The sequence below is a fragment of the Ohessyouella blattaphilus genome (assembly GCF_024721265.1).
In the GTDB taxonomy this organism is placed as follows: Bacteria; Bacillota; Clostridia; order Lachnospirales; family Lachnospiraceae; genus Aequitasia; species Aequitasia blattaphilus_A.
On the sequence record NZ_JAMXOC010000007.1, the window covers coordinates 1 to 15,087 of the forward strand.

A 15,087-nucleotide genomic window follows, 5' to 3' on the forward strand; every position below is an offset into this window, starting at 1 on the left:
AAGTACTCAGGCGACTTCTACCGGCGTAGAGTCCTGCTGCTAAACCAGCAGGACCGGCGCCGAGGATGATTACATCATAAATCTTGCTCATGATTTATTCCTCTACTTTCTTGTCTTACTCAAAGATTGTCTGTCCGTCAACTTCCGTTGTTAAAGCTTCAAGAGCTTTTTCAACAATGCCTCTACGGAGTTCTTTCTCTTCTACCTTATCTAAGCTTGGGTTTCCAAGAGGATAAGGGATAGCAATCGCTGGAACGATTCTGTTCGCACCAACTGTCATTGAAATCGGTGTTACTGTACATACGTGTACTACCGGTATGCCAGCTCTTTCAATTTCCTTAACCATCGTTGCACCGCAACGAGTACAGGTGCCTCAAGTGGAGGTTAAGATAACTGCATCTACTTTATCAGCCACTAATTTCTTAGAAAATTCCTCAGCAAAAGCTTTGGCTGACGCTACCGCTGTACCGTTTCCAGTGGTAGTGTAGAAATTATGATAAAGCTTGCCAATCTTGCCTTCTTTTTCCATGTCACGAAGTACGTCAACCGGTAAAACACGGTCAGCATCTTCGTTAGCGTAAACTGGATCGTAACCACCGTGAGCGGTTTCGTAAGTTTCTTCTGTTAAGTCATCCACACCATCGATATCGTACTCACCATATCTAGATGCTGAAGAGCTTTCGATATGATCTGGATTTCCTTTTGGCACAATACCACCCGATGTAACTAAAGCGATGGTTGCATGAGCTAAATCTTTTATCGCTGGTACTGGATCCACTCTGTCGAAATCAGGCATTGGATACTCAGTGGTATATGGCTTACCTGCAAGTTTTGCAAGGAGCATATTAACCGCTCTTTTTGATCCTCTTTCATCTTCAAAGAAATTCTTACGAATTCCGTTTGGCATATAACCTTCCTGAGAAGATACGCCGATTTCTTCTTTCTTTGCTAGTTTAAGAGCTAAAGGAGCCATTTTGGCAACGGCATCTTTCATACCAGCTGCTGAATTCTTCGTAGCTACAGTAAGCACTTCGGCTTTAAACATATCAGCGCCTGGGTTCTCAATATACATACCAGTCACTGCCGGAATTCCTAATTCTTGTTGAACGCAATCACAGATTGTTCCACAAGCTACACCATAGCGTCCAGCGTTAAAGGCTGGGCCCGCGATAAATACATCCGGTGCTTGCTCTTTAACCATTGCTAAAATATCTGCTTTTGCTTTGTCTAAGTTTTCATTGAAGTAAGAGTCGCCGCAGACAATCGTTGCTACAATCTCTAACTCATCGCCAAAAGCTTGCTTGAATGCAAGTCCTGGTCCTACAACCTCTCCTACCCGTAGCTCGGCTGGGTAGTCTGCCTTTTCTTCGCCACCGATTTGGGCAAAGAATTGGTTAATATAATGTACTGCTTTTAATTTAGCCATTTTTTGTCTCCTCCCTATCGTGCGCTTAAGCGATTGAATCCAGTTTCATTGGTTGCTCCGGTAATTACCTGAAGCTCTACTTCAAGTGAACCATCTTCGCGAAGTGTTTCGTCAGAAGCACCTGCAATCTTAGTAATGTAGTCCATGGTTCCGATTACTTTATCAAGTTTTGGTAAAATAATCACTTGGTTAGCGTTACCACCAGTTACGACTGCATCAGCAGCAGCATCGGCATCAGCGAGGGATTGTGACTTGCCATCGCGACCTGCATACTCATCGGTAATGATTACCGTCTTAACGCCCTGGGCTTCAATCTTCTTACAGTTCATGATAAGGTCTGTATCCGGGTTACCAAATCCTTCTTGAGAAAGGATAATGCCATCTAAATCCAGCATTTTACAAAGCTTTGCCGTCCAATCCGATGAACGTTCTTTATCCGCTAAGTAAACATTTTCATTGGTTATAATCTGGCAAACAAAGTTTATCGTTTTTCCATGCTCTGCAAACAAATCGGTAATTACCGGGTTGTTTAAGTGATGATACGTTGTATTCTTATCACAAGCAGATACACAGTTACCAGATACGATTGCCCCATCCATAACCTCTGTCGGGTTAAGAATTGTAGGTAGTGTTTGTTTTGCATCCACGCCGTATACGTAGGTATCGTGAAGCAAACCTTGGCTTTGAAGCATTTGCACGTAAGCAACTCTTGGAAGCTCTGGGTACTTCTCTAAGCCTTCCTTCATGGTACAAGTTTCATAAATATGGGTCTCATCTGGGGTTAGCTCTCTTGCTAACTCGCCGATGTAAGTAGCTGCTCTAAAGCCAGCTAATCTAACTGCTTTTTCGTATTGATGTTGTTTGATATCAGCAATTGGCTCGATAACCATTACTAAATTGATTAACTTAGAAAATGGTGTGTAATCAGCGCCCGGTCCGGTCATATCGATAATACCCTCTTGGAAACCGACAATTTTACCAGCCGTTACCACTGCCATACCTTTTAGGGCGTAAGTTTTACCACTTCCTACAGTACCCACTTTAGAGATTACTCCTGGGAAGATTCCCCCTTGGCCTTCCACCTTAACTCTTGGTTCAATTACGTCCTTAACCGGCGTAATTCTCACACTTTCCCCCGGCTTTGCGATATCAAATGATACCGACTTAAGCTTTTCATCCTCTAGAACTACTTGTCTTAACGCGTCTTCTGATACATAAAGAACGCCATCAGCGATTTTTGACTCACTTCCAAACTGCACGTCCTTAATATTAATGTGCCCCATTTCTAGTTTCACGTTAATACCCTCCTTTGTTTTTTTATACCTAAACATCTGCCGATGCTATGGCGCTACTTATGAGTGTGTAATCGACGAAACGCATATCTTCTAAGTTTTTTTCGTTCGTCTCTTCCTTATAATGGAATTTTTCACACGTTTCAATACTGCTATCTATCAGCTTAAGGGACGACAGGTCTAATCCTGCTACCTTTTTGGCTATTAATACTGACTTGTATAAAGTCTCTTTCGGCTTTACACTTCCTGATAATGGGTGGCTTAGTAATTCGTGCCCTTCATAGACAAACCTTTGCACCCGCTGCAAGAGGGAAATAAAACTCTCTTCTTGATAATCTACCAAATGATCCTCTCCATACTCTGAGGCAACGAAAGGGTTATTGGTAATAATAATATAATCTGTATCCATAAGTTACCTCCCAAGGATGTTTCACTTTACTGCGTTGCAACGTTATATACGGAAAGTATAAAAAAAAGAAGGACATCGTACGTAAAGTACTATGTCCTTCTGTCTTTCGCCTAATAGCGCAATTTCCAGAACGCAGTCTCTCTCCCCATCCTTTTGCCTGAAAGTTTCATCCTCATGCTTTTGCTTGAGGGACTTGCCTCTTCGGCGACCAATTTAATGGTTCTCTCGGGGGAAATGTCATACCGCAACATATTTATTATCTCGATTAACCTATTTCCTACGTCTATAATAGAACATAGATTGTTAATTTTCAACCGAAATTTAGAAATAATATTTTTTTGTGTTATCTGTTCAAAAAATACTAATTTAATTGTTAAGTTTTACCATAAAAAATATGCACTTTGCTAGACGTTGATTTCCGTTATTCTTCTACAAAAGCTCTACACTCTCCAACACCTGCCCACTATCTACCACCTCAATCTGACCCTTACGACGTAAGATATAAAAGCGGTTGTTTTTGTTAACAATAACGCGATTATATTTGACTTGCCTAGTGCTGTCAAACTCGATAGGAATAACTAGCCTACCAGTCTGATCGATGAAACCGTATTTATTACCGTTAGTTACCTCTGCTAAACCCTCTGTAAAGAAATGGGATTCTCGAAGACTGATTTTTTCCTCCGGCATTTTCTCGCCAAGTGACGGAGGCACCAGCCATATATTCGTTCCGATCAGCTTCGGCTTCATTCCGATATCTTCACGATAGAACGAGGCAGCCATAGCTGCTTTATAGTCACTTCGCATTACCGTACACCCATTAATATCAAGAAACTCAATCATTCCCCCTACTAAAGCCTCTATGATACCGTCTGACCCAATATACATCTCTTCGGCATCCGAAGGTATCGACGCAATTATTTGCAAATCCTCATCCATAATATCATAAAACTGCTGACCCTTAGGCGCACCCAATAGGGTTTTCTCACGGATACGCTTTCCAATATAGCGGCCATGGCTCTCCTGATGAATTTCGGTATAATCGGGAGTTAAACGATTTAAATTTCGATCGATGAGATAATATCTATCCGGTTTGTCGCAAACACATGCGTATCCATTCTTGAAATCCCATGCCACTGCCAAAAAACCCTTACTTGAAATCGGACGACACATATTGTCAATCACATAAAACAGTCCAGTATTGTACTCCTTCCCTATGTCATTGGGATTACGGGCAAATGCCAGCCCTTCCGAGTGGGGGCGCAAATATTCCATCATGCTCCCACCGGTTTCTAAAAGTATAGAGGTTGTAAACGTCGGTTTGGTCATCATTATTTCCTGCCCGTCCATTGTTCTGTAACCAGAGCAAGCCGTCCCGTTTTCCCAGGCACGAAAGGCTGCAAAGCCTTCACTAGGTTGCAATATCTCCATGTATTTCTCCGCCAAAATCTCCTTGCCTGTATGATCCATTAGCCCATAGACGAGGAATGAATAGACGGTATTGCCATATTTGCTTTGCTCACCATGTCCAAACTTAATATCTTTCTCGCGAATTTCAACAAAGGGATATTTAGGCGGAACAATAACCTTGCCACTGACATCAATCACTCCCCAATTAGCCGAATTTTCGGAGACAGCAAATAATCCGTATCTATAGTCACTCATTTTTTGATAGGTAGGCACAAGCACAATATTTCCTTGTCGATCTATCACTCCTCTTAATCCGTTCACTTCAAATACTGCTAGACCGTTGTGAAAGAGAAACCCTTGTGAAGCATTAATGGTAAAGACCGTATTGCCGTTTATATCGATATATTTACCATCTTTTTTACCATCACCAACAAAGGCCAACCCCTCCTGAAAATCCGCATGAGTTGCGTATATAGGTGGGACAATAACCTGCCCTTCTTCGTCGATGAACCCCCACTGCTTTTGGCAAAAGCGTATCCGCCCTTCAGCACACTCCATAATTTGGTCGCAATTATCTAGAACGAGCCCCTTGTCAAGATGATATATTTCATATTTCACACCTAAAAGACCCGATTTCGTCGCTTTAAATAGCTTTTCGTTAAGAGGCGTAATCTGGCTATAGTTTACCGGGATAAATAGTCGTCCCCTGTTATCTACTGCCCCCATTTTTGATCCGATAATCACCGTGTAGGCATTCGCATTCATTGAATAGACATCCTTAATCTTATCCGGCAGCGTAATAAGCTCATATTCACCACTAAAGCTTAATCTAATTTCCTGTGTAGTCACATTATTCATCCCACTCATTTTTATCCTCGCTTTCTATAATAGTCCTAACAGATAGTTCATCGCGTCTTTCTTCTTTAATTCCCCACTAGCGCCGGTGGGCAAATTATTGTGAATTGTGATTGTTTGCGGCGGATTCTCGGTTGCCACTAGATGAGAAGCCACCGCTTCGTTGTCACGCATATCAACCGTTACGACCATCGTATAAGTTTTGTTGGCTATCCCACCACCAGTATAGAATCCAACCGACTCATAGTATCCATAGACCAGTGCTACCGTATCCGCTTCTTCAAGACTCTTGGCCAACCGCTCCGCTGGTATGCCCTCAAACGCCTCTCCGCTTATGGCGCTCTCAATTGACGACGATTCACCATAATAAACAATCAACTTCTCCTCTAAACGCGGAGTTCCCTGATTGCTTTTTAGTTCATTTGTTCTCATTTCCTTTGCCTTATTGCTACAATAATCATTAACCTCGGTAACTATTTTTACACGATCAATTTCCGCTTGGAGTTCAGCGTTAATCCCCATATCAAAATCCGCTTTGGCAACCCCGTTTATTTGCTCAATGGTTGGTATTGCCAAGATATCCTCGTAGATACTTACTAAATCGATGGTTGTTTCCAGTTGTTGATTATTAGGATCGACTAAATTAATCTTATGTAACGAAGCTATATTACTCAGCTTAGATATATTTGTGAGGAGGACCTCCGGTTCCAATAGAAAGGTTATTTCCTCAAGATTCGGGTAGGACACGATGATTTGACTAATGTCTAGTGAGTTACTGGCCAATATAAGTAGATGTTTCACTTGGGTAGCCAGATAGGATTCCGTATGACTGACAGAGCCATTAACCAGTTTTAGTTGTTCGAGATTTTTAATATCTGCTACAGTATGTCCCTCAGCACAGTCTCCATCAAGAGCCAGTGAAAGAGATTTGCAATCAAGCGCCGCTAGCTGCTCTAGTGCAAAAAAATGGACGCTCCTAGAGTTATCACAAAAACCAAACATAGGCACTTCTTGATTCTCCCAAAGCGGAGTGATTACCGCAAATACATCAGCTAATAACTCATTCTCCAAACCAAAGGAAAAAATCGGGTATCCGTACCTTTCTTCATAGGTAAGGATTTCGAAATCCAACTCTTGCTCTTTTTCCAGTTCTCGAATTGCTTTATAGGTTTCTTTGTACATCTCATGCCCCTTTGTCCACTCCGGAAGCGGTTCCTTCTGTATCAGACCACAACCAGGCAATAGACAAATGACAATTGCCAGTAATAATATTCCTTTTTTCATAATCCCTCACTCTCTCTCTTCATTAATCTTCTTAAGTGTCGCCACAACTAGCGGAGTCCACTTATCGGTCGTTTCCTTTCGCAATTCCTCGGCTCCTGCTAAAACCGTCATTTCTAGGTCCCGATCAATTGCAATTTTCAGTTCAGTGGTCTGGCGAGCGACCTCGTGTTCAGCTGATCTTAAATCTCGAAAGTACTGGAAACCATTCTCGTTCATGTAGTCAGTCAACTCTTTACTGTCGATTACCATAACATCTTTCGCTTCACTGTCGTTCATGATTGACTGGTAAAATCCCTCCAGCAAATAATTGTAAACCGTTTCTGTATCATGATAATTAACACGCAGTGTAAACTCACGGTCGCCTGTCTCGACAATATTTTCAACACGAATAGCGTTATAGAAACTGTAATATGGAAAAAATTCCTTTAAATTCCGCGGCAGAGCATCTTTGATAAAGCGCTCTAGATATCCAAAGTTATCTCGTAGCTCACGCTTACTGGTAAGCCAGATTTCCCGTCTGGTGGCTTCTGATAAGGTAAGAGCATCCTCTTCCCTCATTTCGGCCGTCCATCCGCCAGATTGCTTTCTAGTTGTGACGTTGACTTTTATTTCTCGCAATTTATAATTACTGTCAACAAGAATCATATCCTTCAATTCCTGATTATAAAGACGGATAAAATCTTGTTCATACTGGTAAGAATAGCTTTCATTTGTTATTTCCTTCGCGACATTTTTCCATATCTCATCTGTCTCGATTTCGCTTAAGTCTGGTATCATGACGCTTATTTGATAAGTCGCGCCGTCGTCGCCAGCTTCTTGTTCTTCAACCTGTTCCGCTAGCCCTTCACAACGAAAATAGCATAGCGTTTTGCTCTTTGTAGTCAACTGCTCAAACAACTCCCCGATAGCTTGCGCCGGTGTTGTTGCCTCTTGAATTTCGGCTTCATGCTCCCTCGAGGACTCATCCTCGTTTTGTTCTGCCTCCTTTTCTCTGATTTGGTCCTGCCGCTCAGGGTCAACTCCTAACTCATCGTTAGTGCCGGTATAGATACCCTCCAAAATTAAATTGTCGTCAAGTGATATCTCATAGTAAAGTGGTAACCGATAGTCGGGTGCCAAACAGACATGAGCCTTCATCTCATTGTCGCTATAGTCATAGATAGGAACTTTATATTCGCCTATATATTCCACCGCGTCACTATCTTGCACTTTGATTTTCAGATTGCCCTCCTTGCGGTCGTCAATTCTAAAAGTGGTCTTAAGCTCAATAATTGGCAAATTTAAATCTTCTTCAATTATTTCGTACTCTGTGTTCTTTTCATAGCCAAGCTCAATTACCACCGCGGTTTCATCAAGTGCTACCCATTTTTCGCCGAGCAGTGGATCGCTGACCGTATGCTCTAGTAACTCAAAGCCATTGCTCTCAGGTGTTAAGGGAATCTTTTCACTACGCTCAAAGTAATCATCAATTTTTTTTTCGTTCTTCTTGGCATTATTATATAGGGATTTTATCCCATGATTTTCACTATTATATTGCTTTCCACAACCTGTTGTGATAGCTATCAGTAGCAGGGATAATATTATGGCTACGATTCTTCGTTTTCTCATCATTTCACCTCTGTTTCATTCTTAATATCCGACGTAATAGGCAGATAAACAAGGAAAACGCTACCGCTGCCCGGTTGGCTGTTTGCAGTGATTCTCCCATTGTGGTCGGTGATAATAGCCTGTGAAATATATAGACCATAACCATTTTCTCCATCGTAATCAAAAATTGTCTCAAGCTGCCACTCTTCCATGCCAATCCCAGTATCTTGTACTGTGATAACAGCCTCGTTTTGCTGAGAATAGGTGCCGATAGTTATTTCACCGTTACGTGTATGCGATAAGGCATTATTGATCAGATTGATTAACACCTGACGAATCCGTTGCTCATCAGCACTAACCGGCAGCGGTTCCTTACACAAATTCACCTGTAACCGGTTGCGATTCTTGTTGAGAACCGGATAGCACACCTCGATAATGTTGCCAATCAACTCGTTAAGCGAGATATCTACCTTCTGATAGCACATTTTCCCTTCCCTGATTCTTTCAATGTCTAAGGCCTGATCAACCATCATCGCCATCCTTTCTACCTCCGAAGTAATCAAACGCATTTTATCAATTGTATAGTCATCCGCCTTTCCTTTTCGACGCGCATGTTCTTTTGCAAGCTGTGCATAATTAGAAACGATTGTTAAAGGTGTCCTTAATTCATGAGAAAGATTGGATAGGACTCTAATCCATTGTTTCTTTCCGTTACTATTATTTTCTCCCATCTTCGCACCTCCGACGACCAACCCGACGGCCCATTATTACCGGTAAATACGTAAAAAGACCTCCATTTATTTGTTATCGCATATCCATTGTATATGCGAAGTTTAACAAATAAATAGAGATCAAAACGAATTGTTAAGAAATACTAACGCTCTTTCGTTGCTAGCATATATCCTTTGCCAAAGATGGTATCCAGATAGGGATAACGCTCAGGATCGTTATCCTTTGGCATGCCGAGATTTTTCCGCAGTTCGTAGATTTGGATGCGCACATTACTGCTAATCTTCGCATCCTCAATCCCCCATACTTCTTTGTATATTTCTTTGCCGGAAATGACACGGTCCAAATTCTTAGCCAAATAGAGTAGAATATTAAACTGAATCGGGGTAATGTATTTCTCCTGCCCGCCAACTAGGACCCGACGGGTCTGTGTATCCATGTGGATGTCCCCAATATCAATCTTCACAGCGCGCTCTCGCACTTCATCCTCTTTGCGCAGATTCGCTACAATACGGGCGTATAGCTCGTCCATATCGTAGGGCTTGCGGATGTAATCGCTCCCCCCTTTAATAAGACCGCGAATCACATTATCAGAATCACTCAGACAGGTGAGAAAGAGGACTGGCACCGCAGTTTTTTCTTTAATATTATCTATGAAGTCTATCCCGTTTCCATCGGGTAACATAACATCGAGTAGGATGATATCAGGATTGTTATCATCAAGGATCTGTTTGGCCTCGGCAATGGTATCAGCACAGAGCACATTCATTCCCTTCATTAACATATATTCTTGATTGGCAAGCATTACATCGGTTTCATCTTCAACCAGCAGAATTGTTTTACTTTTCATTTTAGTTAATCTCCTTATAGGTAAGAACTCTAGCTACCGGTAATCGGTAAATAAACAGTAAGCTTACTACCTTTTCCCACTTCACTTTCAACCGTTATCCGACCATCGTGGTCACGAACAATTGCATTAACAATATAAAGGCCTAAGCCTGTTCCAGTGCTTTTGTCGTTGGCATCCTTAGTTGTGGTATAACGCTTAAAAATCCCGGCCAACTGTTGTTCCGTCATGCCGATACCTGTATCCTCAACCTCGATGGCAATTTCATTCTTTTTCGCATATGCTCGTATGGATATAAACCCCTTTTTCGTGAAGCGAACCGCATTATTAATCAGATTAAGCAGAACTTGCTGCATTCGCTTGTCATCGGCCATCACCGGTGGTAAATCATCAGAGATTTCCGTCTCAAGAGTGTTGCGATTTTTATTAAGAATCGGATAATACACCTCAATCAGGTCATAAATTAAAGCCTGAAGATCCGTTTCTTTAAAATCATAGACCATTCGCCCCTCTTCAATTCTGGCGATATCAAGCATCTGATCGACCATCACTGCCATCCGTTCGGCTTCCGAGGATATCAGCAACATCTTATCCTGCACATAGTCGCCTTTGCCATCGAATTGTTTCATATATTCCTTAGTCAACTGAGCATAATTAGACACTACTGTCAGCGGAGTGCGTAGCTCGTGCGACATACTGGAAAGAAACTGGATTCGTTGCTTATCAACTGTTTCCAAGGTTTCATTCTTCGCTGACAGCGCGGCTTCTTTCTCACGAATTTCTCCCAATTGTCGTTCAACTTGAAGAAAACTGAGAAATAATGCCACCATCTGAATAAAGATAAAGACAACCATCATTCGTAGGAGTAGACTAATTTGCCCCAGTGGACCAATGTGGATATTCATATAATAAAGTAAATCCTGCAACATGACCCCAAAGAGTAACTCCAGCCCGGCGGCTGATACCATCTGACTGGACATGACACTCTTACGAATTTTGATCACTCTGTAAAAAAGATAGACTATGACTACTGCTCCTAGGATGACGAAAAAAATCGCAGACAGTCGCGGCAACTGGCCCCTGGTAAAGACTGAAATGGCAATAAACAGGAGGATGCCGGCATAAACTCGGCGCCTACCGATACCACCAATTAATACAGGAAACAATGAATTGATATAAGCAAAGAGCAGAATAAGCAGCAAACCAAACACCACATATTGTAAGGTGAATATCGGTTCCATCAATGAGCCCTGTTTCATCATTATGAAAAACTGGTCTCTAAAAAATAAATCTTGGATTGATAAAACCAGACAGATAAGTGAGAAAATCAGGTTTGACTTATTTTTGTGATTAAATAGATACATCCCGGCAAAGATGATAAACCCCATCAGATACACAGCCAGAATTGTATATTTTAAAAAATCTCGATGTGTCTGCAGGCGATAAATCAATGACGGCGAACCAATCGTAATGGTCGGATTGTGGGAATCTGCGGTGCGAAAATTGGAATATTGTAAAACCAGTTCGATATTACTGTCAATCGGATTAGCCGAAAGATATACATTGCGTCTGGCCGGAACATACACATCTTCAAACTGACTGACAATTCCAACTTCATCGACCTTCTCACCATTGACATAAATGCGCGAGGCGAATTCTGGGCTATTAAACATCAATACATATGAATCGTTGATATCGTCGTTAGTAACTTTAAGATTGGCGGCAAATGTGCCATAATTCGCCGGTTCGTTACCGACTTGGCCACGGTATAGCTCGTCCGGTGTTAGCAACTGATCTGGATAATGAACAAAGGCGTCCGTTTCAGCCGCCTGCGTATCAAAAGGAAAAGTGATTAAATCGACCACTCCGTCATCACCACCTACCGCTGTAACTGGAAAGTTCCCGATGAAAAAGATACCCAGAATCACACCAACAACAATTATTACAAATCCTAAAATAGACCCTACCGTTTGTCTCATAGCGAATCCTCGTTAACCATTATATTAGATTGAGAAAAGCTTTTATTAAAAAAGCGTATCGGTGCTGAATAAAGCTGGGGCGTCATAATAATCGGAACCAGCACAGACACTAAGAATATATAAGTATAGGTAAGCAGCGTCGGCAACTCGACATGTAGTCGCAACCAGATGAATATACAACGCTCAATGCACATTATCATCACTGGTAAAAGCCCTTTATTTCTCTTATAAAAATTCCACAAAAGCCGAATCCCATCAACGAAGCGATAGTCAATACTGTCAACATTGGTCGTCGGGAAGGCTTTCACACGCCGACGCAGACGATCGGAAAAATAACTAAAAAAACCAGCTAAAATCGAGTGGGTATGCCCCAAGTTAGTAAGTGCCAACAAAGTTGTGTGACCAAGATTAGCGCGGCGTTCAGAAGGTAATCGCTTCCGCATAATCAAACTTCTAATACATGGCAGAATGATAAAGCCGATATTACACAAAATAAAGCCCGCCCAGATCAGGTTGACATTCCCAAAATAACACTCCAGCAGTGCTGTCGGCAGTAACATAGCTGCATTGAAACAGGAGAAAAAATACATAATCATAAACATAGTGTCGCAACTTCTGGTCTGCCCAGGGATAATCGTTCCCTGAAAAAGCATCTCCAGCAGTCCATAGTTGTAGCGAAACTGCTTGGAAGTCTCTTCAGCAAAAGTGCGGCTAACTACTTCTGTAAACTCCAAGCCTTTAAACTGTACGTATTTGCCATGATAGCCGTGATTATAGAAATCAATTGCCTTAGCGTAATCCTCCGAGACTCGGTCTTCCGGCCATAATCCGGTTACCGTCAATAAGCTTTTTTTGACGAATACATTGTGTCCAACCAGTGGCACAAAGTACCCCTGCAAAGCCTTGCATGGCCAAATATTATGAAATAGATTATTGGTATTATACCCAACCGCTTTCGTAAAATAGTTTTCACTAATATTGGCCGCACGAGTAGCACACTGAACATAAGCAAGCTTTTCATCCCCGACAAATTCCGGTGCCACCGCTGCCAAAATCCCAGGGCTTAGACCGGAGTCCTTATCTAGCAAAAGGATAATCTCGGATATCGTGATATCGCCTTCGTAATACCCTCCTTCAAAATCGCCACCAGCTCCCGTTAACATCCCGAAATACTCGCCTTCAGATAAACGTTCGGCAAGTCGATAGGTATAATTTAAATTTGAAGCTTTCTTAAATTTACCGGTGCGTCCGGATGTCGGTCTGGCAACAAAGCCTATTTCAAAGTCTCGATAAAAAAGGATGCGTCTAGCTGCCAAGCGTTCCAACTGGGAAAGATTCGCGATATTAATTTGGTACTGACTGATAAGTGTTTCCACTGCTTCCTGGGTACAGCTTCCACCTAGCATCTGAGCCAATCCGTCATCAGAAATCACCAAATTAGCTTTCTTCCCGGTTTCGTTACGAAAATGCTTGATTGCCTGCATGCTCTGACGAATGGTTTCAAAAATCACCTCGTTTTGTTCCATATAAACAGGGATGCTGATCGTAACTGGCAAAAGAGTCGTCTTATCGATATCGCTTCTAGCAGTATTCGCGTAATTTCGGCAATTAATTTCGGCTTCACCGGATAAAATAGCCGTCACTGACGGTCGCATCGACCATAAGACATCGGCAACATAACAAAATGGATAGATAAAAAATATGTACGAGATAATTAGTCTAAAGATCGTATAAGGAGAAGGATTTGCAACATAAAGAAACAGCCTTATATGCATTGCCAAATCAATAATAAGAGCCATGATATAAGGCCAAACTCCGCATACTTCGTTCCCGAGGCAAGGTGGTATATTTCTATCTTTTTTTCTCTTACTCACTCCATCACCCACTTAACTACCTCTTCGCACCGCGCATCAAATCGCCTATAGCAACACTGCCATTGGATTTACGCCCATCTGAGCAAATGCCAACCAACTAGTCGCGCTAATGCTCTTAACCTTATGGAATTCCCATTTAACATCTGTACCACTTACTACGAACCCGGTCGATACACTATCCCTATCGGCAGCCGTGATGCTCCCCTCCTCATCCATTTGCGAATTAAGGTATTCTAGCACCTTTTCATATGCCGCTGTTTTACCATATACCTTATAACACACTGCCATTTGTGCAGTTCCTTCATTCCAAATCCCGTCCAAATCGCCATTACTAAAATCAAATCCCGCCTCAACGGCAATTTCTTCCTCTACAAAAGCAAAAACTTTCTCCACATCGGGTACATCCTCGCCCAATGCTAGCAGTGCCCAAGTATTCGTGTCAAGTGGCAACACACCCTCGCTGATTGTCTCCCCGTCGTCTTCGGTGCCAGTATAGAAGCAGTCCTTTTCCTTATTATACATTGCCATGACAAAATCTTTAGCATATTCACCAGCTTCCATATATTCACCAGCTTTCTCTGAGTCACCGTTTCGAATCAGCCCTGAAAGCATGGCAAAAGCCGTCACTAAATCAATATTGTGCTCGGTGGATTTGTATGTCACCTTGGCTTGATTCTTGTCATCCCACCCCTCAAATCCACTCGTAAATCCGCCAGCGCCGGTTTCTGAGCGCAATCTTAAAATAAAATCGCCAACCTTAACCGCCGCCTCAAGATACTCCTCCGCTTTTTCTTCGGAAGCATTTCGCGCAACCTCGCAAAGACCGATAATCGCCCAGGCCATATTCCCTGTTGAGGAGGCAATGGAATAATAATCTTCATGCCAATTTCCGTCTTTCCAAATACCTGGCATCCGCATCGAACGTTTTCCACCCCAGAAAGACCAATTCGCTTCGTCTTTAGGATTACCACCAATATAGGCGTTACGTAGTCGACCATCTGAGAAGCTGCGATCCTGATCCATGGCATAAAGAATCGCGTCGGCAATCACTTCTGCATGATTCTGCGCGCCGGCAGACGATAGAGCCATCATTGCCAGGGCGTTGTCATACAGATAGGCGATTTCATCTTCGCCACCGGCACCGTCACCACCGATATAAAGAAAGCCCTCACAGTCCCGAACCCGAGTCGCTAGGTAAGCTACTGCCGGAGATATTTCTTTCAGTTCTGCATAACTTAATCCTGCCTCTTCATCTAATATTTTTTCTCGGCCGCAACCGGACAGAAGGCCGGCTAAAAACGTCAAAATACAAACCATTGCCATCAACCGACCTATCCCTTTATTTTTGAATGCTATTCTCATCTTCGCCCTCGTCTCTCATGGCACATTTATGTCGCC

At 42.4% G+C, this 15,087-nt stretch carries 11 protein-coding genes and 1 riboswitch; all 11 genes read right to left on the reverse strand.

Annotated features, from left to right (window positions below; all coding sequences use genetic code 11):
- Positions 1 to 115 precede the first annotated feature (115 nt).
- Positions 116 to 1,426 carry a glycine reductase complex selenoprotein B gene (gene grdB / locus NHH16_RS06340; protein WP_262068744.1) on the reverse strand — a complete coding sequence of 437 codons (1,311 nt, stop codon included), beginning with the start codon at positions 1,424 to 1,426 and terminating at the stop codon, positions 116 to 118.
- Between the two features lie 14 nt (positions 1,427 to 1,440).
- A complete protein-coding gene (locus NHH16_RS06345; RefSeq protein ID WP_262068745.1) occupies positions 1,441 to 2,721 on the reverse strand; it encodes a glycine/sarcosine/betaine reductase component B subunit in 1,281 nt (426 codons plus the stop codon).
- Between the two features lie 28 nt (positions 2,722 to 2,749).
- Positions 2,750 to 3,127 (reverse strand): GrdX family protein, encoded by a 378-nt coding sequence (locus tag NHH16_RS06350; RefSeq protein ID WP_262068746.1) that lies wholly within the window; start codon positions 3,125 to 3,127, stop codon positions 2,750 to 2,752.
- Between the two features lie 135 nt (positions 3,128 to 3,262).
- A riboswitch (glycine riboswitch) is annotated at positions 3,263 to 3,367 on the reverse strand.
- 189 nt (positions 3,368 to 3,556) lie between these two features.
- Entirely contained in the window at positions 3,557 to 5,401 is a 1,845-nt protein-coding gene (locus NHH16_RS06355; protein ID WP_262068747.1) for a WG repeat-containing protein, read from the reverse strand.
- A gap of 15 nt (positions 5,402 to 5,416) precedes the next feature.
- Complete coding sequence (locus tag NHH16_RS06360) at positions 5,417 to 6,673, reverse strand: hypothetical protein (RefSeq protein WP_262068748.1); 1,257 nt, start codon at positions 6,671 to 6,673, stop codon at positions 5,417 to 5,419.
- Positions 6,674 to 6,679: 6 nt separating this feature from the next.
- Entirely contained in the window at positions 6,680 to 8,281 is a 1,602-nt protein-coding gene (locus NHH16_RS06365; protein ID WP_262068749.1) for a hypothetical protein, read from the reverse strand.
- Positions 8,281 to 8,991, reverse strand: a complete 711-nt coding sequence (locus NHH16_RS06370; RefSeq protein WP_262068750.1) for a sensor histidine kinase — start codon at positions 8,989 to 8,991, stop codon at positions 8,281 to 8,283. Before NHH16_RS06370 ends, NHH16_RS06365 begins: the two co-directional genes overlap by 1 nt.
- 143 nt (positions 8,992 to 9,134) lie before the next feature.
- Positions 9,135 to 9,839, reverse strand: coding sequence for a response regulator transcription factor (locus NHH16_RS06375; RefSeq protein WP_262068751.1), 705 nt, complete (start codon positions 9,837 to 9,839; stop codon positions 9,135 to 9,137).
- A 29-nt stretch (positions 9,840 to 9,868) separates the two neighbouring features.
- Positions 9,869 to 11,815, reverse strand: a complete 1,947-nt coding sequence (locus NHH16_RS06380) for an ATP-binding protein (protein WP_262068752.1) — start codon at positions 11,813 to 11,815, stop codon at positions 9,869 to 9,871.
- A complete protein-coding gene (locus tag NHH16_RS15620; RefSeq protein WP_262068753.1) occupies positions 11,812 to 13,689 on the reverse strand; it encodes a glycosyltransferase family 2 protein in 1,878 nt (625 codons plus the stop codon). The genes NHH16_RS06380 and NHH16_RS15620 overlap by 4 nt, the downstream gene beginning before the upstream one ends.
- A 45-nt stretch (positions 13,690 to 13,734) precedes the next feature.
- Positions 13,735 to 15,051 (reverse strand): hypothetical protein, encoded by a 1,317-nt coding sequence (locus NHH16_RS06390; RefSeq protein ID WP_262068754.1) that lies wholly within the window; start codon positions 15,049 to 15,051, stop codon positions 13,735 to 13,737.
- Between the last annotated feature and the right edge of the window lie 36 nt (positions 15,052 to 15,087).

Excerpts from the sequence above, each read along its gene's own strand:
- NHH16_RS06350 (WP_262068746.1), bottom strand. The coding sequence starts at position 3,127 with ATGGATACAGATTATATTATTATTACCAATAACCCTTTCGTTGCCTCA.
- NHH16_RS06355 (WP_262068747.1), bottom strand. The coding sequence starts at position 5,401 with ATGAGTGGGATGAATAATGTGACTACACAGGAAATTAGATTAAGCTTT.
- NHH16_RS06360 (WP_262068748.1), bottom strand. The coding sequence starts at position 6,673 with ATGAAAAAAGGAATATTATTACTGGCAATTGTCATTTGTCTATTGCCT.
- NHH16_RS06365 (WP_262068749.1), bottom strand. The coding sequence starts at position 8,281 with ATGAGAAAACGAAGAATCGTAGCCATAATATTATCCCTGCTACTGATA.
- NHH16_RS06370 (WP_262068750.1), bottom strand. The coding sequence starts at position 8,991 with ATGGGAGAAAATAATAGTAACGGAAAGAAACAATGGATTAGAGTCCTA.
- NHH16_RS06375 (WP_262068751.1), bottom strand. The coding sequence starts at position 9,839 with ATGAAAAGTAAAACAATTCTGCTGGTTGAAGATGAAACCGATGTAATG.
- NHH16_RS06380 (WP_262068752.1), bottom strand. The coding sequence starts at position 11,815 with ATGAGACAAACGGTAGGGTCTATTTTAGGATTTGTAATAATTGTTGTT.
- NHH16_RS06390 (WP_262068754.1), bottom strand. The coding sequence starts at position 15,051 with ATGAGAATAGCATTCAAAAATAAAGGGATAGGTCGGTTGATGGCAATG.